This window comes from Collinsella aerofaciens ATCC 25986 (assembly GCF_010509075.1).
GTDB lineage: Bacteria > Actinomycetota > Coriobacteriia > Coriobacteriales > Coriobacteriaceae > Collinsella > Collinsella aerofaciens.
Map to the genome: position 1 here is coordinate 2079997 of NZ_CP048433.1, position 19797 is coordinate 2099793.

Annotated in this window: 15 protein-coding genes and 4 tRNA genes; 17 read left to right on the top strand and 2 right to left on the bottom strand. The window is 59.1% G+C overall.

Annotated features, from left to right (window positions below; all coding sequences use genetic code 11):
* Positions 1–91: 91 nt before the first annotated feature.
* The 7 genes from serS (at position 92) to GXM19_RS09330 (ending at position 5937) form a co-directional block, all read left to right on the top strand.
* Complete coding sequence (gene serS / locus GXM19_RS09300) at positions 92–1375, top strand: serine--tRNA ligase (protein WP_040359108.1); 1284 nt, start codon at positions 92–94, stop codon at positions 1373–1375.
* A 173-nt stretch (positions 1376–1548) separates the two neighbouring features.
* A complete protein-coding gene (locus tag GXM19_RS09305; RefSeq protein ID WP_006235067.1) occupies positions 1549–1926 on the top strand; it encodes a hypothetical protein in 378 nt (125 codons plus the stop codon).
* A 77-nt stretch (positions 1927–2003) separates the two neighbouring features.
* A tRNA-Arg gene (locus GXM19_RS09310) sits at positions 2004–2080 on the top strand.
* A gap of 355 nt (positions 2081–2435) precedes the next feature.
* Positions 2436–2512: transfer RNA gene (locus GXM19_RS09315), tRNA-Arg, on the top strand.
* Positions 2513–2860: 348 nt separating this feature from the next.
* Positions 2861–2937 (top strand) — tRNA-Arg (locus GXM19_RS09320).
* A gap of 375 nt (positions 2938–3312) precedes the next feature.
* Positions 3313–5754: a tetratricopeptide repeat protein gene (locus GXM19_RS09325; RefSeq protein ID WP_050766102.1), complete on the top strand. Its 2442-nt coding sequence runs from the start codon at positions 3313–3315 to the stop codon at positions 5752–5754.
* A 92-nt stretch (positions 5755–5846) separates the two neighbouring features.
* Positions 5847–5937: transfer RNA gene (locus GXM19_RS09330), tRNA-Ser, on the top strand.
* A 321-nt stretch (positions 5938–6258) separates the two neighbouring features.
* Here the strand turns inward: GXM19_RS09330 and GXM19_RS09335 are convergent.
* Entirely contained in the window at positions 6259–7599 is a 1341-nt protein-coding gene (locus GXM19_RS09335; protein ID WP_040358827.1) for a D-alanyl-D-alanine carboxypeptidase family protein, read from the bottom strand.
* A 197-nt stretch (positions 7600–7796) separates the two neighbouring features.
* Here GXM19_RS09335 and GXM19_RS09340 point away from each other — a divergent pair, with 197 nt between their 5' ends.
* The 9 genes from GXM19_RS09340 to GXM19_RS09380 all read left to right on the top strand — a co-directional run bounded on the left by GXM19_RS09340 (position 7797) and on the right by GXM19_RS09380 (position 15758).
* Entirely contained in the window at positions 7797–8492 is a 696-nt protein-coding gene (locus GXM19_RS09340) for a response regulator transcription factor (RefSeq protein WP_006234805.1), read from the top strand.
* A gap of 26 nt (positions 8493–8518) precedes the next feature.
* Positions 8519–9757, top strand: a complete 1239-nt coding sequence (locus GXM19_RS09345) for a sensor histidine kinase (protein ID WP_006234804.1) — start codon at positions 8519–8521, stop codon at positions 9755–9757.
* A 103-nt stretch (positions 9758–9860) separates the two neighbouring features.
* Positions 9861–10736, top strand: a complete 876-nt coding sequence (pstB, locus tag GXM19_RS09350; protein WP_006234803.1) for a phosphate ABC transporter ATP-binding protein PstB — start codon at positions 9861–9863, stop codon at positions 10734–10736.
* A gap of 64 nt (positions 10737–10800) precedes the next feature.
* Complete coding sequence (locus tag GXM19_RS09355; protein ID WP_050766101.1) at positions 10801–11529, top strand: response regulator transcription factor; 729 nt, start codon at positions 10801–10803, stop codon at positions 11527–11529.
* Between the two features lie 3 nt (positions 11530–11532).
* Entirely contained in the window at positions 11533–12957 is a 1425-nt protein-coding gene (locus tag GXM19_RS09360) for a sensor histidine kinase (protein ID WP_040358824.1), read from the top strand.
* 196 nt (positions 12958–13153) lie between these two features.
* A complete protein-coding gene (locus GXM19_RS09365) occupies positions 13154–13810 on the top strand; it encodes a YveK family protein (RefSeq protein ID WP_006234800.1) in 657 nt (218 codons plus the stop codon).
* Between the two features lie 2 nt (positions 13811–13812).
* Positions 13813–14550, top strand: coding sequence for a CpsD/CapB family tyrosine-protein kinase (locus GXM19_RS09370; protein ID WP_006234799.1), 738 nt, complete (start codon positions 13813–13815; stop codon positions 14548–14550).
* A 17-nt stretch (positions 14551–14567) separates the two neighbouring features.
* On the top strand, positions 14568–15218 hold the full coding sequence (locus tag GXM19_RS09375) for a tyrosine-protein phosphatase (RefSeq protein ID WP_006234798.1): 651 nt from the start codon (positions 14568–14570) through the stop codon (positions 15216–15218).
* A 39-nt stretch (positions 15219–15257) separates the two neighbouring features.
* Positions 15258–15758: a GNAT family N-acetyltransferase gene (locus GXM19_RS09380; RefSeq protein ID WP_006234797.1), complete on the top strand. Its 501-nt coding sequence runs from the start codon at positions 15258–15260 to the stop codon at positions 15756–15758.
* Between the two features lie 334 nt (positions 15759–16092).
* On the opposite strand, the gene GXM19_RS09385 is transcribed toward GXM19_RS09380, so the two are convergent.
* Positions 16093–17205 (bottom strand): IS110 family RNA-guided transposase, encoded by a 1113-nt coding sequence (locus GXM19_RS09385; RefSeq protein WP_115596158.1) that lies wholly within the window; start codon positions 17203–17205, stop codon positions 16093–16095.
* A gap of 316 nt (positions 17206–17521) precedes the next feature.
* On the opposite strand from GXM19_RS09385, the gene htpG reads away from it, so the two are divergent.
* Positions 17522–19546, top strand: a complete 2025-nt coding sequence (gene htpG / locus GXM19_RS09390) for a molecular chaperone HtpG (RefSeq protein WP_006234795.1) — start codon at positions 17522–17524, stop codon at positions 19544–19546.
* Positions 19547–19797: the final 251 nt, after the last annotated feature.

Below are 19797 nucleotides of genomic sequence, written 5' to 3' on the forward strand. Positions count from 1 at the left end.
TGAGTTGGGTCGTAAACGCTCATAAGTATATACTTGCCCATACATGTACAAGGTTGCAACCTAAATGGAATGTATATCGCCGGAGGATCTAATGCTTGATATCAAGTTTGTTCGCGAGAACCCCGATGCCATCGATGTCGCCATGGCTAACCGCCAGACGTCTTGGGATCGCGAGAAGTTCTTTGAGCTCGACGACGAGCGCCGTGCCGTCATCACCGAGGTCGAGGAGCTCCAGGCTACGCGCAACGCCGAGTCCAAGAAGATCGGCGCCCTGATGAAGGAGGGCAAGAAGGACGAGGCCGAGGCCGCCAAGGAGGCCGTGCGCGCCGTCAACGAGAAGATTGACGGTCTGGCCGAGCGCCGTACTGCTCTCGAGCAGGAGCAGTACGACTTCATGGCTCACCTGCCCAACATTCCTTGCGAGGCCACGCCGTACGGCAAGGACGAGGACGAGAACATCGAGCGTCGCCGCTGGGGCACCCCGCGCGAGTTCGACTTCGACTTTAAGCCGCACTGGGATCTGGGCACCGATTTGGACATCCTCGACTTCGAGCGCGGCAACAAGCTCTCCGGCAGCCGTTTTACCGTTCTCGGTGGCGCTGGCGCCCGCCTGGAGCGCGCCCTCATCAACTTCTTCCTCGATACGCACACCAGCCGTGGTTTTAAGGAGTGGTGGCCGCCCATCGTCGTCAAGCGTCAGACCATGTTTGGCACGGGTCAGCTGCCCAAGTTCGAGGACGACGCCTATCACGTCTCGGGTGACAACTTCCTGATCCCCACCGCCGAGGTCGTGCTCACCAACCTGCACGCCGGCGAGGTCCTCGACGCCGACACCCTGCCGCGCCGCTACACCGCCTTCACCCCCTGCTTCCGCGAGGAGGCCGGTTCCGCCGGTCGCGACACCCGCGGCATCATCCGTCAGCACGAGTTCGACAAGGTCGAGATGGTCAAGTTCGCTAAGCCGGAGGAGTCCGACGAGGAGCTCGAGAGCATGACCGCCGAGGCCGAGTACCTGCTGCAGCAGCTGGGCCTTCCGTATCGCGTGATTAGCCTGTGCACCGGCGACTTGGGCTTCTCTGCCCGTCAGACCTACGACGTCGAGGTCTGGCTGCCGAGCTACAACGCCTACAAGGAGATCAGCTCCTGCTCCAACTGCGGTGACTTCCAGGCTCGCCGCGCCAACATCAAGTATCGCGACCCCGAGAACTTCAAGGGTTCGCGCTACCTGCACACTCTCAACGGTTCCGGCCTGCCGGCCGGCCGCACCATGGCCGCCATTCTGGAGAACTACCAGAACGCCGACGGCACCATCACGATCCCCGAGGTTCTGCGTCCTTACATGGGTGGTCTCGAGAAGATCGAGCCGGTCGCGTAACTTGGCTGCATAGGGGATATGCAAGGGCGCTCCTTCGGGGGCGCCCTATTTCGTGCGCAGGTCCATATCATGCCGTGCGGACAGCTCAATAGAAAACACACGAACAAATGTTCTATATACAGCCATCTACCTGCTATGCTTTTGCTAAATAAGAGCGAGAGAAAGGGGACGCGATGGAGCTGTTTGATGATCGGGTGGTTTTGTTTGAGAGCGACGAGGGCGGGGAGTACCTGCTTGTAACGTGTGAGCCGTCTGGCATGGGCGGCCTGGTGGTTCGGCAGACGAGTGAGGGTCCGTTGACACAATGGTGCTTTGAGGAGTCGCCGCATGCGGTCGAGACCTTTGTGACGCACGAGGGACTTGTGGCGCTGGAGCACTTCTATGGAGTTGGGACTTCCAACCAGGTCGCGCGCATGCTGAGCATCTCGTTTGCCGATTATGATTGTGCCCAGCGGGTGAGATCGCTCCTGAGGGAACTTGATGCTAAGTTCGACGTGATCGAAAAGCCAATCGATCGTACGGGGAACGGCGGTATATGCGGAGCAGCGTAACAAAACTGCGTTCCACAAAAAAGTTTGAGATTGTGCTTGACTCCAATAGGCTAAAGTGGTTTTATATGTCTTGCGCTGCGGCGTTACCTCAGCTGGATAGAGGGTCTGACTACGAATCAGAACGTCATAGGTTCGAATCCTATACGCCGCACCAATTGAAATTGAAAGCCTCCGGCAACGGGGGCTTTTCTTTTACGTCGGCACTGCATGGATTCGAACCTCGGTCGAGGCGCGGGCGTAAAGAAAACGCGGAGCGTTTTTAGCCCGCGGGCGAGCGCGCCGGCAGGCGGGCGAAGCCGGTGCGGATCCGCGAAGCGGATGCGCGGAATCCTATACGCCGCACCAATTGAAATCGAAAGCCTCCGGCAACGGGGGCTTTTCTTTTATGCCACCGCTGCATGGATTCGAACCTCGGTCGAGGCGCGAGTATCTTAATCATCACTTCGTAAAATTTTTCCAAATTGTCGCTTGACCCATCGAGGGGTCACGTGCATAATAATCCGTGCGTTGCGGCGTTACCTCAGCTGGATAGAGGGTCTGACTACGAATCAGAACGTCATAGGTTCGAATCCTATACGCCGCACCAATTGAGTTTTAAGCCTCCGGAAACGGGGGCTTTTCCTTTACGGGGGCATTGCGGAGATTCGAACCTCGTTCGAGGCGCGAGCGTCAAGAAAACGCGGAGCGTTTTTAGCGAGCGGGCGAGTCCGCCGGCAGGCGGGCGAAGCCGGTGCGGATCCGCGCAGCGGATGCGCGGAATCCTATACGCCGCACCAATTGAATTTTAAAGCCTCCGGTAACGGAGGCTTTTCTTATATCGCGATGCGTCGAAGATCGCATCAAGTGGTCAAAATGAGTAAAAATCAAATTCAATAACTTTTTTTGAAAAACGCTTGACCTTTATTCAGTCCATGTGCATAATAATCAACAAGTCGCGGCGTTACCTCAGCTGGATAGAGGGTCTGACTACGAATCAGAACGTCATAGGTTCGAATCCTATACGCCGCACCAATTGAACTTGAAGCCTTCGGCAACGGGGGCTTTTCTTTTATGTCGCCGCTGCATGGATTCGAACCTCGGTCGAGGCGCGAGCGCCAAGAAAACGCGGGGCGTTTTTAGCGAGCGGGCGAGCACGCCGGCAGGCGGGCGAAGCCGGTGCGGATCCGCGCAGCGGATGCGCGGAATCCTATACGCCGCACCATTTGAGATTAAAGCTCCCGGCAACGGGGGCTTTTCTTTTACGTAAGCACTGCATGGATTCGAACCTCGGTCGAGGCGCGGGCGTGAAGCGGACGATTTCTTATCGACTCGTGTAAGATTCCGAGTAGATGTCGCGACTTATTCGCGACCACTCCTTCTTCAAGCGACCGATCAGGGTGATACTTCGTGGCAGAGCGTCCGACATACAAGCTCAGGTTTCTCGATCCCAAGAAGCGCTTTCCGGCGATACCCGAGCAGCCTGCGGGACGCTCATATGGCGTGGTCTGGAAACTCTTTGGCGAGGATCAGCGTGAATCTTGTTATGTCGTCGAGTTCGTTGGCAAAAGTCATGTGTCGCTTTTGGGCTACGTAAGCGTTTCGGGTGAGGTGTACAAGGTGGACCGCCCCGTCAGCGAGGCTCCGCTGCCCAACGATCCCGACATGGAACTGGTCCTTGACGAGTCGGATTCCAGTATTGGTGAGATTATGGTAAGGGAAGCCAACGGTGCAATGCACGCATGTGCGCAAACTGTCGGTTCTCCCGAAGGCCCCATGCGCGAGCAGTCCGACCACGAGACATGGAATTCGACCCGCGCCCTTCCTTACGGCGAGTTCATGGCATCGATGTTCCTGCGCTACGTGATATTCGCTGACTCCGAAAATGCCATTGCGAGCACGGCGGACGCCGGCGGACTCGACGAGGGTATGCAAAATGTTGTCGACAAGATCAAGCTCGTAAAGTTGCCCGAGCCGGTCGAGGTGTTTTTGGGCTTTAACACGGCACCGCTACCTGACGCTATCGAGACGCTGCTCTACCGCGTTGACCATGCCGAGAATCCGAGCGGTATCGAGCGCTATGCCGCCACCCTTATGAGCGAAATTGACTTGCCCCGTCTGCGCACCATCGCTGCCAAGTCCGAGATGAGCCTGGCTCGCATTGATCGTTCAAAGCTTTTCTATCTCAATTTTGATCGTAGCCTGCTGGACCAGGACGAGATTGACATGCTGCTTGCAATAGAGTGCCGTCTCAACCGCCTTTCCGGCATCCTCGAGCGCATCGGGGCCGGATTGGCCCCCGCGGCCTCGTCGCCGAGCCTTGAGGGCTGTGCACTCTTTGATTCGTGGCATATCGCTAAGACGACCAACGATGTTCCCCGACTGCTCGATACGGCCTCGAGCGATAACCCGTGGGCAAAGCCGGGAACGGTTTCGTGCCAGCCGGGCGGCGAGTGGGACGTGCGCACCCGTTTTGCGCGAATCGTTGAGGCGCTTAACGTGGTCACGCGGCTCGACTATACCTATCGAGTAAACGTTGCCGAGGGGATTATGCTCGTTCGGTTTGGGCAGTCTGTCGTTGATGCCATGCCGCAACGTGAATACGACGCTCAAGATGACGCTTGGCGCGAGCTGGACGAGGACACGCGCGCGATCTGGGGCGCGGAGCACGATGCACGTGTGGCACTCACGCTTGCGGCAGCGTGTTTTGCCGCGGGCACCTGCATCACGCGCTGCTATGTGCAGATTGCTGCTCCCGACAGTGAGCAGGGCGAGCGCGTTGTTGCAACGTATTTCTTTGGGCGCGCGGCCTATCTGGCCGATTGCGTGCCTGTCGCCAAGGATCTTGAGAGCATGGACATGGACGATATGTCGTGCAAGCGTGTACTTGAGGCGTATGAGTCAACCGCTCCGGAGACGATTGAGCCTGCGGAGGTTCATGCTCGTCCGCGTGATGACCATCGCACGCTGCCGCCGGCGCTGCGCGATCTGCTGCTTGCCGATACGGCTGACGAGTTGGAGGTCATGGAAGAGGACGACGACCCATACGTGGCCCGTGTTGTTGAATTGCGCGAGCAGGCAAAAGTCGACCGTACAGGTGCTTTTGAAGGCTTTTCTCGTCTTGTCGAGGAGTTGGAGGCTAAGTGCGCCGTCGCCGAGCTTTTGGCGACAGGTCCGGTTCAAACGCAGTTTTGCGATAACCAGCTGGTGCGCATGGTGCTACCGGTGTTGGAAGAAGACCGCTCTGTGCGAATCCTTCGTGCGCCCGATGCGCTGTACTTTGCCCAGCACGAGATCTGCAGCTTTTACGCCGAGCAAGAGGACTTTGAACGAGCGCTGCCCGAGGTGCGCCATCTTTACGATCTGGCGCGCTCGTCCATGCAATCGCACTTTGCGCTCATCAACGTGCTTGCGCGTCTGGAGCGCTTTGACGAGATTATCGAGGTGGCGCGCCACGGCCTACGTATTGCCAGCGATCGTTCTGCAATCGGCTACCTGTTCTATCGCTTGGCGTTTGCCTATTGGAATTGCGATCAGCTCGACCTAGCACTGGCTTGTTACCGTCTCGTGCCGCGCGGCGAGGAGTCGGGCAGTAGCGCGCTGGAAGAAATGCAGGGCCTTATGAACGAGATGGGCGTCAGCGAGCCTCCGACGTTCGAGGAAGCGGTCGAGACCATCCGCAAGGCTGGACTCGAGCTGCCGCCAGTGTCCGCCGTGACGAATCAGCTGGCAGATGCCGCTGTTCAACTGGTCGACAACGGCTTCTTTTTCCTGGCACGCGGTTGCATCTTCCAAATGTGGCGCACCATGGGCAACGACGAGCTCGGCTCCCTCAACCGCTCGCTGGGGTAGGCGAAGCTTCCAAGGAGGAAAGGATGCTAGGCAATTAGAAAATTTCCTCTTGCCCATCCTTGGCTGTTTGGTTACTATAGAACGGCTGTTACGGAGAGCTGACCGAGAGGCCGAAGGTGCTCGCCTGCTAAGCGAGTATGCCCCAAAAGGGCATCTGGGGTTCGAATCCCCAGCTCTCCGCCAGTACGAATTTGAAGAAGGGCTCCGTAAGGGGCCCTTTTTGGTATGGAGAACGTTAGCTGGGGATTCGAACCCGAGAGGGCACGGGCGTTAAGCAAACGCGAAAGCGTTTGTAGCCCGTGGGCGAAAAGCCGCCAGGCTTTGAAGCCGGAGGGCATGCGCAGCATGCCCGGATATCCCCAGCTCTCCGCCAGTACGAATTTGAAGAAGGGTCCCATTTGGGGCCCTTTTTTATTATCAAGAATGGAGGCTGGGGATTCGAACCCTCAAAAAGGAGGCATCCTTTCGGACGCCTCCTTTCAGTGGGCTGATTATTCTTGCGCTCTACACCTCAGGAGCCTTGGCGACGGTCTCGCTCTCTGCCGCAAGTGGCCGGTTGTCGATGCGGCGGCCCAAGCGATCGAGCTTCACGAGCAGCCATTCAATGGGATTCGGCCCCGAGCCTTCCTCGTCGGCAACCAGGTCCATGACGGCGACCTTGGTGCCGTCCTGCTTGAGCGTAACGCTGCCTACCTTGTCGCCAACATGCACCGTGCCCGAAAGGTCATCGTAGCTAACTTTTTCGGTCACTTCGCCGGCGAGTGAGAACACCGTTGCCTGTGCGGCGGGGTCGGCGAGCGTGGCGTCGATTGTCTTATCCGTCCAGTCGGTTTGACTAATGCGCGCCATAAGCGGGTTGCCGTTGGCGGTCTTTTCTTGCGTGTTGGCGATTGCGACCGTCACCTTGTGGTCGTAGTACCAGTTGACAAGGGTGGCGGTATCGGTAAAGCGCTGATCGGTGGTGGTGGAGTTCAAAATAACGGTGTAGATCTCGTCGCCGTCGCGGTTGTAGGCGCTCGTAAAGCAATAGCCCGCGTCGTCGGTGGTGCCGGTCTTGCCACCGATGTTGCCATCTTGGCCCAGCAAATAGTTATGCGTGTCCATGGAATGCGAATGGTCGGTGCCGTCGGCGCCCGTGACCTCGATCCAGGAATCCTCGCTCGCTACGACCTCGCGGATCGTGTCGTTTTTCATGGCCTCCTGCATCATCAGCGCTACGTCGTGTGCGGTTGAGTGCATATCGCCAGCCCACTCATCAAAGTCCAGACCATGCGGGTTTTCAAAAAGCGTACCGGTGCAGCCGAGCTTCTTAGCGCGCTCGTTCATGGCCTTCACAAATGTGGCCTCGGCGTCTTTGGTCTTAGGGTCGATCTTCTTGCCCACATATTCGGCGAGCACGATGGCGGCGTCGTTGCCCGAGGGAATCATCAGGCCGCGCAGCGCCTGCTCCACGGTAAGCTCGTCGCCTTCGAGCAAGCCGGCGGTCGAATTACCCACAGTGGCTGCGGCGTTGCTCACCGTGACCTTCTCGTCCATCTTGCAATTCTCGACGGTTAGGATTGCGGTCATGACCTTGGTGATCGAGGCAATCTTGACCTGCTCATCGGCGCCGCGCCCATAGTAGACGGTGCCGTCTTTGCCCATGACGAGGGCATTGGTCGCATCGATATCGGGCAGGTTTTCGGCCGTGATGCCGCGCGCATCGGCGGTTTTGCCGCAAACATTGTCGGTCGTGAGCACTTGGGCGCCGGCGACGGTGGGCGCGCCAGCGGCAAGGGCGATAGCGCAGACAAAGCCGGCGGCAAGCTGGGCTGAGCGCTTTGCAAAAGAGGTGAGGGACTTCACAGATTTCGCTTTCGACGGGATGGTCTCTTCTGAAACTAGAGTATATCGTTTGCCGGCGTCGGCGATCATCGCGTGCGCGCTTGGCCCACATCCGCACCCGAACGGGCACAAGGGTGCTTAAGGCCGACTTAATCACCCACGCTTGTTGTGTGTGGCGTGCGTCGCCTCAGGCATAATGGAGCGCGAGAGGAGCACGCATGAACGAGCGCATTTTGGTAGTTGATGACGAGAAGGCCATCGCCGACTTGGTTGGCATCTACCTTACAAAAGAGGGCTTTGATGTCCAGATTGCCTATAGCGGGGCCGATGCTGCCAAGGCGATTTTGGAGCAGGAGTTCGATCTGGCGCTGCTTGATGTCATGCTGCCCGATATCGATGGGTTTGAGCTGCTGCGTACGATCCGTTCCAGCCATACCTATCCCGTGATCATGCTGACGGCGCGCGATGCCCAGCAAGACAAGATCGGGGGCCTTTCGCTTGGCGCGGACGATTACGTGGTTAAGCCGTTCCGTCCGCTGGAGCTCATCGCGCGCGTGCACGCTCAGCTTCGCCGCTACACCAGCTACGGTAGCCGTGCACAGGCGGCCGAGTCGCCGACCATTCAGCTCGACGGCTTGGAGATCAACCGCGATGCTCGTTCCGTGACAGTGGACGGTTCACCGGTTCGCCTCACGCCCACCGAGTATTCAATCTTGCTGTATCTGGTCGAGCATCGCGGCAGCGTGGTGGCCGTGGAGGACCTGTTCCGCGCGGTGTGGAACGAGGACTTTATGCCCGGCTCCAACAATACGGTGATGGTGCATATTCGCCACTTGCGCGAAAAGATCGGCGACGACGCACAAAAGCCACGCTTTATCAAAAACGTCTGGGGCGTCGGCTACATCATCGAATAACGCTTTTCGCTTGTGAGGATCTTGATATGACAAAAGACGATAGGCAAGCGTTCGAGGTGCCCGATCGGCTCTTTGAATACGTGAGGTCGGTCGTCGACAACCGCGCGCTTGCAACGGTGCTGCTCTTTTTGCTGAGCCTGCTGCTGATTGGCATCGACAACATCGTCGGAATCTTGGCGGTGCTGCTTGTCGGCTTTTTGCTGATCGATCGATTTGAGATCGTGCGCCGCTGCATGGTGATTGGCGGCGCCGCGTGGGCCATGACGTTGGCGATTGGCGCCATGGCGCTCGGCGGCATCGAAGGGCCGGTGCTGTTCGATGCCGGCTTTGTATTCAACATGCTTGGCTTTGTGCTGGCGCTTGCCGCGTGCGTGCTGTTCTTGTGCGGCCGTGCCCTGTACTACCAGGGCTACGAACAGGGCGAGCAGCATGCCGATTGTGTGCTGGCCGCTCGTATTCAAGATCGCCTGATCGATCACCCCGACACCTGGGACAACATCGACGGCGACTTCTTGGAGGTCGAGGGCGCCCTTAACCGCGTGCGTGACCGTGAGCGCAAGGTGCAGCAAGCTCTGCGTGACGAGTCGCATCGCAAGGACGATCTGGTTACGTACTTGGCACATGACCTACGCACCCCGCTTGCGAGCGTAGTGGGCTATCTTTCGCTGCTGCAAGAGGCTCCTGAGCTGCCGGTTGAGCAACGTGCGCACTTTACGGGCGTGGCTCTCGACAAGGCGCACCGGCTCGATGCGCTCATCGAAGAGTTCTTCGATATCACGCGCTTTGACTTCCACGATATCGTGCTCACGCGCGGCTATGTTGATCTGGGGTTGCTGCTGGCTCAGGTGGCTGACGAGTTCTATCCCATCCTCAACGAGCAGCATAAGGAAGTCCAAGTTGATATTCGCGAGGACCTGACGGTGCTCGTGGATGGCGACAAAATGGCTCGCGTGTTCAACAACATCATGAAAAACGCTATTGCCTATAGCTATGAGGGCTCGACCATCACGATCGAGGCCAGACGCCGGGACGGCGGTGGCGTGCGCGTGCGCTTTATCAATCAGGGCGATCCCATCCCTGAGGCAAAGCTCAAGGTGATCTTTGAGAAGTTCTATCGCCTGGATGCGGCGCGTGCGACCAATCGCGGCGGCGCTGGACTGGGGCTTGCCATCGCCAAGGAGATCGTATGCGCGCACGGCGGTACCGTTGCATGTGAATCGACGCCCGAACACACGATATTCACCATCGAGCTGCCCGCCGCATAGCCAGTGTGCCCTTACAAACACTTGACAATGCGCTCACGTGCATATGAGCCGCGATTCCTACTATCGATACTGCTGAATTGATATCGATGTGGAGGTATGCGGTATGACGGCTGCTGCGGCTGTGGAGCCCACGGAGCTTGAAGAACTCATGAAAGCGCAGGCCGAGGCCGCGCACGAGCGCGAGGTTGGGGATGCGACTCGCCCCACGGCAGAGGATCTTGCCGCCTCGCCGACGCGAATCGATGTTGAGGGCCTCGACCTGTTCTATGGCGACCACCATGCGCTCAAGGACGTGAATATCAAGATCCGCGACAAGCAGATTACCTCGTTCATCGGGCCTTCGGGCTGCGGAAAGTCCACGTTGCTGCGCTGCTTTAACCGCATGAACGACGGCATCAAGGACTGCCGAATCGAGGGCAAGATTGCGCTCGATGGTCAAGATATCCTGGGCGACTACGACATCTGCCGCCTTCGCCAGCGCGTGGGCATGGTGTTCCAGCGCCCCAACCCGTTTCCCATGAGCATCTACGACAACGTCGCCTACGGTCCTCGCGGAATGGGAGTGCGCGATCGCGTCGTGCTCGACGAGCTGGTCGAAGACTCCCTGCGACGCGCCGCCCTGTGGGACGAGGCCAAGGACAAGCTCAAAGAGTCGGGTCTGGGTCTTTCGGGCGGCCAGCAGCAGCGTCTGTGCATCGCCCGCGCACTTGCCGTGCAGCCCGACATTCTGCTGATGGACGAGCCGACCTCGGCACTTGATCCTGTGTCGACGCTGGTGGTGGAGCAGCTGGCCTGCGAGCTCAAAGAGACCTGCACGCTCGTGGTCGTTACGCACAATATGCAGCAGGCGGCGCGTATCTCCGATTCGGTCGCATTCTTTTTGCTGGGTGAGCTGGTGGAGCACGCGCCCACCGCGCAACTCTTCAAGAATCCGACCGATCCGCGCACGGCGGATTATTTGACGGGGCGTTTTGGCTGATACCATCTAGTAAAGGTACCTTTAGGGTTAAGATGCGGTCATGCCGGCCGCAAAGGGGTTTAACATGATCTATTACGTCGAGGACGATGACAACATCAGGGATTTGACGGTCTATGCGCTGCGCAAGCAGGGGATTGAGGCCGAAGGCTTTTCGTGCGACGGTGAGTTTAAGGCTGCCGTGGCGCGACGGGTACCCGATGCCGTCCTGCTCGACATCATGCTGCCCGATACCGATGGCTTGGCGATTATGCGTCGACTGCGTGCCGATCGCCTGACGGCGACGGTGCCCATCATGATGCTTACCGCCAAGGATACCGAGCTCGACAAGGTGATGGCGCTCGATGGCGGTGCCGACGATTACCTGACTAAGCCGTTTTCGCTCATGGAGCTCGCCAGCCGCTGCCGCGCACTGCTGCGTCGCGGCGGCATGGTCAAACAGGCAAGCGATGTGCTCAGCGTGGGCGACATCGTGCTCTCGCCCAGCCATCGTGAGGTGACTGTTGCCGGCGAGTCGCTTAAGCTCACCCTGCGCGAGTTCGACCTGCTCGAGTACCTCATGCGCAAGCCCGGCGTGGTCTTTACCCGCGAGTCGTTGCTGCAGAGCGTGTGGGGCTGGGACTTCGACGGCGGTTCGCGCACCGTTGACGTGCACGTGCAGACGCTTCGCCAAAAACTGGGCGAGCATGCCAGCGCCATCGAGACCGTGCGCGGCGTGGGCTACCGCTTGGCCGAGCCTTCTGCCGGTGATGGTGCCGAAGGTGACGACACCGCGGCCACCGCATCGGAGGAGTAACCCGTGGTCTTCGCCCCCCAGGGAAAACATACGCTGTCGCACCGCGTTTTTGTGACGATCTTTGTCTGCGCCATGGCGGTTATCGTGGCGTTTACGGTGCTGGGTGCGTTCTTTGTGCAAAACACCTTGGCGGATGCCACGAGTGCCAACCTGGCGCAAGAAACCGAGCTCATTGCTGCCGCCCTCGACGAGCAGCAGGAGCCCATCCCGTTCTTGCGTAGCCTCGATCGAGAGGACTTGCGCATCACGCTGATTAACAAGGATGGATCGGTTGCCTACGACAACGAGGCGTCGCCTGCCATGCTGCCCAACCATGGCGATCGCCCCGAGGTCGTCGAGGCCTTCGAGAGCGGCTCGGGCTCCGCGGAGCGCTCGAGCTCTACGCTCGATGAGATCATGCTGTACCGCGCCGTCCGGCTCGATAACGGTCAAGTTGTCCGCCTAGCGCAAGCTCAACCTGGCGTTGCGGCGATTTTGCTGTCGATGGTGGCGCCGATGCTGCTTATTGCGGCAGCAGGTGCGGTACTCTCGTTTTTCCTGGCACGCCGTGAATCCCGTGCCATTATCGCGCCGCTGCAAGAGGTGGATCTGGACCACCCGCGCCGTAGCTATGAGCATGCCTATGCCGAGATGGTTCCCATGCTCGAGCGCATTGAGTCGCAGCGCCAAGAGCTCAAGCGCCAGATGGCGGTGCTGGCGGACAACGACCGTATGCGCCGCGAGTTCACGGCCAATATCACCCACGAACTCAAGACGCCGCTTACGGCGATTTCGGGCTATGCCGAGCTCATCGCGAACGGCATGGTCGAGGGCGAGGACGACCTGCGCAACTTTGGCGGTCGCATCTATCGCGAGGCGGGCCGTCTGGCGGCACTCGTCAACGATATCCTTACGCTATCTAACTTGGACGAGGCCGAGCGTGCGACCGAGGGCGAGGCGGTGCCCATTGGGTCCACGGAGCCCATTGAGCTCTCTCGTGCCATCTTGACGGTGGAGCAGCGTCTTGAACAGGTCGCCCGTCAGGCGAATGTGACGATAAGTCATGAGACCAAGCCCGTGGTCATCGAAGGCGTGTCGCGCTTGATCGACGAGCTCATCTATAATCTGGCAAGCAACGCCATCCGCTACAACCGACCCGGCGGTACGGTTACGCTGCAGTGCGGTACCGACGACGAGGGCCATCCGTTTCTCGCGGTCGCCGACACGGGAATCGGCATCGCACCCGAAGAGCAGGGCAAGGTGTTTGAGCGGTTCTATCGCGTGGACAAGAGTAGGTCCAAGGCACGTGGCGGAACTGGCTTGGGGCTTGCCATTGTCAAGCATGCCGCCCTGTATCATCACGCAACGCTCGATCTGTCGAGCGAATTGGGCGTGGGAACCACCATCACGGTGACGTTTCCCGTGCAGCAGGACGAGCCGTTTGCGTAGCGGCAACGATATGGATATTGACGTGAACGCCGCACCTGTCTTTCGGGTGCGGCGTTGTTGTGCAATTTTACGGACGCTTCCGGCATTTTTACCGTAGAGGCTGTTTCTTATGTATAGAGTTTGGTCTCGGTAAAAAGATGCGATAACATACGGACAGTTTTGTCAATACGAACTGGGGAACTGAAAGGCAAGCTGCATGACCCTTCTCGAATTGTTCCAGCTGCTGAAAAAGCACCTTAAGCTGGTCATCACCCTTCCGGTGGTTTGCGCGATCGCCATGGGCATCGTGTCCTTCGCTGCGATGGATAACACCTACACCGCCACGACGAGCATGTACATTCTCGCCAAGACCGACGATAGCGGTCAGATGAGCTACAACGACCTCTCGGCGAGCCAGATGCTCTCCAACGATATCGCCACGCTGCTCGATAGCGATAGCGTTAAGAGCGGTGCTGCCAACGAGCTGGGCCTTTCCGATTTGGATGACTACAAGGTCTCTGTTTCCTCCGAGACGACCACGCGCGTTATTACGCTTTCGGTCACCGGCACCGATGCCAAGGAGACGGCTGAGGTCGCTAAGGCCATGGCCAGCTCGGTGAGTACGGTTGCCCAGAACGTCGGCGCTGCCCAGAGCATCAACGTTATCGACGAGGCCAAGACCCCCGAGGTCCCCAGCGGTCCCAAGCGCATGCTGTACGTTGCCGTCGCGTTCCTCGCGGGCATCTTTATCGCAGTTGCCTATGTCGTCTTGGCAGACATGCTCAACACCCGCATCCGCGGTGCCGAAGAGGCAGAAGAGCTCCTGGGTATTCCCGTTGTTGGCCGAATTCCGGCTATGAAAGGTGGTAAATAGGCATGGCTAAGGCAAAGAACACCGATAAGCTCGTTGTACAGAATGCCGCCAAGACCCTTCTGGCCAATATCCGCTTTGCGAGCGTGGACGACCCCATTCGTACCATCACCGTTACGTCCTCGATTCCCAACGAGGGTAAGTCTACGGTTTCCATCAACCTTGCTCAGGCAATCGCCACGAGCGGCAAGTCCGTGCTCCTGGTCGAGGCCGATATGCGCCGCAGGTCTCTTTCCGATATGCTCGGCGTCCGTTCGCGCGGCGGACTCTACGCGGTCCTGTCCGAGCAGATCTCCATCGACCAGGCAATCGTCGAGACGGGTCAGAAGAACTTCTACTTCCTCGATGCCGAGCCGCACATCCCCAATCCTGCCGACATCATCGTCTCCCATCGTTTTTCCAAGCTGGTAAAGGCGCTGTCTGCTAAGTTCCAGTACGTTATCTTCGACGCTCCTCCGGTCGGCACCTTCATCGATGCTGCCGAGATCGCAAGTCTGACCGACGGTGCACTGTTCGTGGTGCGCGAGGATTTCACCAAGCGCGAGGAGGCGCTCAACGCCATCGGTCAGCTTAAGAAGTCCGAGAAGGTCAAGCTCATCGGTACCGTTATGAACTACTGCGAGACCGAGACCAGCGAGTACTACTATTCTTACTACACCAAGGACGGTAAGAAGGTAAAGAAGGGCTCTGACGATCAGGGCGCTTCCAAAAAGGGTATCTTCACCAACCGAGCAAACGTTTAGTTGATTAAGGCCGACCTATGCGTGACATTCATTGCCATATTTTGCCGGGTGTAGACGACGGCGCCGCCGATCTCGATGAGAGCTTGGCGATGCTCGAGGCTGCCAAGCGGGCCGGCGTTACCAGGATTGTCTGTACTCCGCACTGTCGTGATCCTTACTTTGATTACGACAAAATGTGGGATGCCTTTGAGCTGCTGCGTGATAACGCAGATGGTTTTCCGCTTCAGATGGGCTTTGAGGTCAACCATCGTAAGCTTGTCGAGCTTGGTATTGATGCCGCGGAGCACTTGCATTTCGATGGGACCAATGAGTTTCTGCTCGAGCTCTCGACGCATGCCGATGCGTATGCGTTTAGAGAGTACGAGAACACGATTTACGATTTGCAGTGCCTTGGCTACCAGGTGATCATTGCCCACCCTGAGCGTTATCGCGCGGTCCAAAAGGATGTGAGCGTGGCGGAGCGTCTGGTCGATATGGGTTGTAAGCTGCAGGCTTCGGCGGACTTTATTGCCGGCGGTCGTTTTGGTCGCGAGAAAAAGCCTGCACAGCGCCTGTTCGATCAGAACCTGTACAGCTATATCGCGAGCGATGCCCATAACGTGGGTCATTACGACTGCCTGGCAAAGGCTTGCGCGAAGTTCAGCGTGCGCGGAGCTCATTTTCGCTAAAATCTGTCCCTAACGTTCGCATTGAATGAAGGGGTAGCCATGGATATCCAACTTAAGACGGGATGCTTTGAAGACGCGGCGCTGGTGCGCCGCGTCGTTTTTATGGATGAGCAGGGCTACGAGAATGAGTTTGACGCTATCGACGAGGCTCCGAGCTGCATCCATGTGACGCTGTACGTGGACGGCGAGCTCGCCGGTTGCTCGCGCGTGTTTCCCGAAGAGTTTGAGCGCGCGGCTGACGCAGAGGCCCCGGTGTTGCCGGCATGCGACATGGACGAAGGCGTTGCGGCGGGGGAGATCTACATTATGGGGCGCGTCGCCGTGCTGCCGGCTATGCGTCGTCGCGGACTGGCGAGTGCGATCGTCGAGGCCAGTGCTTCGTGTGCACGCGATGCCGGCGCTAAGCTTATTAAGCTGCATGCGCAGGAATACGTGCTGCCGCTCTATGCAAAGGCGGGCTACACGCAAATCGCCCCGGTAGATTACGAAGACGAGGGCCAGCCCCATGTCTGGATGGCCAAGCGCGTAGATGGCAGATAGGGACGTTCCTTTTAATATGAGCAGGACATTGTCAAGAGGCAAAATCGGGCCTGGCCCCAACGATATGGGGTCAGGCCCTCTCCCTATATCAACCCGTCCGCGGCGACCTCGGCGTGTCTTCCCGACGCTCGTCTTTGCAGTTTAATATCCGCCCGTGGCGATCTCTCGCTGGGCAATCCGTTGCTACGGCTGAGGCTTCTACGTCGAACCGACAGTCTGTGCACGCGTGTGGCGCCCTGGGCGCTCGCAGAAAAGGGACCTGAGGTTCGCCTCAACGGCTTCGGATCCAACCGCTTCCGGGGTGATCGGCTTATGTGCGGGGGACCGCCCCCCCCTACGCCTCCTCGGCCATGAGGCCGACCGCCCACACCCAGCAGGCGAGCTCGCGCGCCGTGGCGACGTTCGCCTTGTTGTTGTGGACCCCGCGCGCGAGCAGGGTCCCGCGCCTCTCGACCAGCCTCCGCACGCCCTTGGCGGCATGCCTGCGGGCGCCCGGGTCCGGGGCCTGGCCCCTGGCGGGCTCCTTCGGCCGCGCGGAGCACGTCAGGTAGTGCCACGCGGCCTCGACCAGCGCCTTTCTCAGGTGCTTGTTGCCCGCCTTGGTGATCGCGCCCCTGCGGTCGCTCTCCCCGCTGGAGTGCTCGGAGGGCGTCAGGCCGACCCATGCGGCGAACGACCGGGCATTCCTGAACCTCGAGAACTCGCCGGCCTCGAACACGAGGTCGGCGGCCGTCGCGGTGTCGACGCCCTTGAGGCAGCGCAGGGAGTCGACCCTCCTCCTCCACCTGGGCTTGCGGGTCTCGGCCTCGACGAGCCCCTCGAGCCTCGCCTTGTCCTCCGCCGCCCGCCTGACCGCGTCGACGTAGTAGGCGAGCGCCTCGTTGTCGGCCCCCTCCGCGAACCTTATCGACTCGATCCAGGACCAGTGCGCCCGGGTCCAGTTGCCCTTCCTGCGGCCGGTGGGCGTCCTCTCGTCGAAGACGAGCCCGTGCCTGAGCAGGAACTTGGAGAGCCGCTGCTTCGAGCGCGAGAGGTCGTCCCTCGCGTCCTCGAGCGCCCTGGTCAGGTCGCGGGCGGCCTCGCACTCGTCGTCGGGGACCCACACCTCGACCACGTTGCCGACCGACAGCATGCGGGCGAGGAACTCGGCGTCGTTGCGGTCGTTCTTCCTGCGCCTGTCCGCGCTGGGCTTGATCATCTTCGAGACGGCGCCGACCACGCAGTCGACCCCGAGGCCGGAGAGCCTCTTCTGCAGGTCGAACCCCGTGACCCCGGACTCGTACACGCACTTGGCCTTTGGGTCCACGGACCGCACCCACCCCGCGACGGCGCCGGCGTCGTAGCCGAAGGTCGCGCAGCGCACCTCCCCGGTCATGACGTCGAGGGAGACTGCCTTTATCGAGCGGGCGTGGACGTCGAGGCCGACGAAGGTGGTAGTATCGAGCATGGGAGCCCCTTCCATGAATGCGGCGTGGCCGCCGCGGCTGAATTAGACACTCACCATTGTCGGCCTAATCCGCGGTCTTTCATGCAGCAGGGGCTCTCAATGTTTTTATGTCCTGCTCATATCGTCTCTGCCGGCAGTTGGGGACGCTCCTTGGCAATTGGCGCATCGGAGCGCTTAGACATACAGTTTTTCGATTCCGTATGTATATATGCGCGCTAATGGGTTATAAAATCTAAGTCTGAACATAGCAGGTCTGCGATTCGGCTCGGGCGACCGGGCCGTTTTTGCGGACGGGGGTAGCGCGAAAGGACTGCACATGCGTCAATTTAAGACCGAGAGCAAAAAACTGCTCGACCTCATGATCAACTCCATCTACACCAATAAGGAAATCTTCCTGCGCGAGCTTATCTCTAACGCGAGCGACGCCGTCGACAAGCTCAACTTTAAGAGCCTGCAGGATCCGAGCGTCAAGATCGACCAGGGCGACCTGGCTATTCGCGTTTCCTTTGATAAAGACGCCCGCACCATTACCATCTCGGATAACGGCATTGGCATGACCGCCGAGGAGCTCGAGCGCAATCTGGGCACCATCGCCCATTCCGGCTCCGAGGAGTTTAAGACCGAGAACGCCGAGCAGCAGGGTTCGGATGTCGACATCATCGGCCAGTTTGGCGTGGGCTTCTACTCGGCTTTTATGGTCGCCAGCCATGTGAAGGTCGTCAGCCGCGCCTATGGCGAGGATGTCGCCCATGTGTGGGAATCCGACGGTCTTGAGGGCTACACCATCGAGGACGGTGAGCGCGCCGAGCACGGTACCGATGTCATCCTGACGCTGCGCGAGAACGAGAAGCTCGATGCCGACGGCGAGGCCGAGACCTACGATCGCTTCCTGACCGAGTGGGGCCTCAAGAGCCTGATTCAGCAGTACAGCAACTATGTGCGCTACCCGATTCAGATGATGGTGTCCAAGAGCCGCCAGAAACCCAAGCCCGAGGACGCCGGCGACGATTACAAGCCCGAGTACGAGGACTACCAGGAGCTTGAGACCGTCAACTCCATGACGCCGATCTGGAAAAAGCGCAGCTCCGATGTCGAGCAGAAGGACTACGACGAGTTCTACAAGTCCACGTTCCACGACTTTGACGATCCGGCGCGCACCATCAGCTTCCACGCCGAGGGTACGCTCGAGTACGACGCACTGCTGTTTGTGCCAGGTCGCGCGCCGTTCGATCTGTACAGCAAAGATTACGAGAAGGGCCTGTCGCTCTACAGCTCCAACGTCCTGATTATGGAGAAGTGCGACGACCTGCTGCCCGACTACTACAACTTTGTCCGCGGCGTCGTGGATTCCGCCGACGTGTCGCTCAACATCTCGCGCGAGACGCTGCAGCAGAACCGTCAGCTCAAGGCCATCGCCAAGCGTGTGGAAAAGAAGATTACCGCCGACCTTGAGGATATGCGCGACAACGACCGCGAGGCCTACGAGAAGTTCTTTGAGAACTTTGGCCGCGGCCTTAAGTACGGCATCTACTCGAGCTATGGCATGAAGGCCGATGAGCTTGCCGACCTGCTGCTGTTCTGGTCTGCCAAGGAACAGAAGATGATTACCCTGGCCGAGTATGCCAAGGGCATGCCCGAGGATCAGAAGGCCATCTACTACGCCGCCGGCGATTCGCGTGAGCGCTTGGCCAAGATGCCCGTGGTAAAGGGCGTGCTCGACCGCGGCTATGACGTGCTGCTGCTGACGCAGGATGTGGATGAGTTCACGTTCCAGGCTATGCGTGAGTACGTTGCCGCCGATATGCCCAAGATCTACGAGGACGATGCTGCCCGCGAGGCTGCCGAAAAGGCCGTGGCCGACGGTGCCGAGCCCGAGGTCGAGGATCGTCATCTGGAGCTCAAGAACGTTGCGACTGGCGATCTTGATCTGGCGACCGAGGACGAGAAGAAGGAGGCCGAGGACGCCACCAAGGAGAACGAGGATCTCTTTAGCGCAATGAAGGAGGCGCTCGGTGACAAGGTCGAGAAAGTTGCCGTCTCCGCGCGCCTGACCGATGCCCCCGCTTGCATCACCACCGAGGGCCCACTTTCGCTCGAGATGGAGAAGGTGCTCCAGAAAGGACCCGAGGGCGCGCCCGACGGCATGCCCAAGAGCCAACGCGTGCTCGAGCTCAACGCCAAGCACCCGGTCTTTGACAAGCTTGTCGCTGCCCAGAAGGCAGGCGACGCCGACAAGATCAAGCAGTACTCCGGTCTGCTCTATGACCAGGCTCTGCTGGTCGAGGGCATTTTGCCCGAGGACCCCGTTGCCTTCGCGGCGGCTGTTTGCAACTTGATGTAGTTCGGGGATACGGCACCGTAACTAGATTAGAACGAGAGTGGATAATCTCCCACTTTTGGCTCGAATGCGGGCTTGAAGTGGGAGATTTTCCACTCTCGTTTCCTTTTGAATGATTCCTCCGTCCCCAAGGGATCAATTATTTGTCGGGGTTGTGGTTTTGTGACCTGCTGAAATTAAAGATACTGTACAACTGTACGTTAATTCGTCTTCGTAGTATATTGCTACCCGCAAAACTCAATACCATTGTGCTC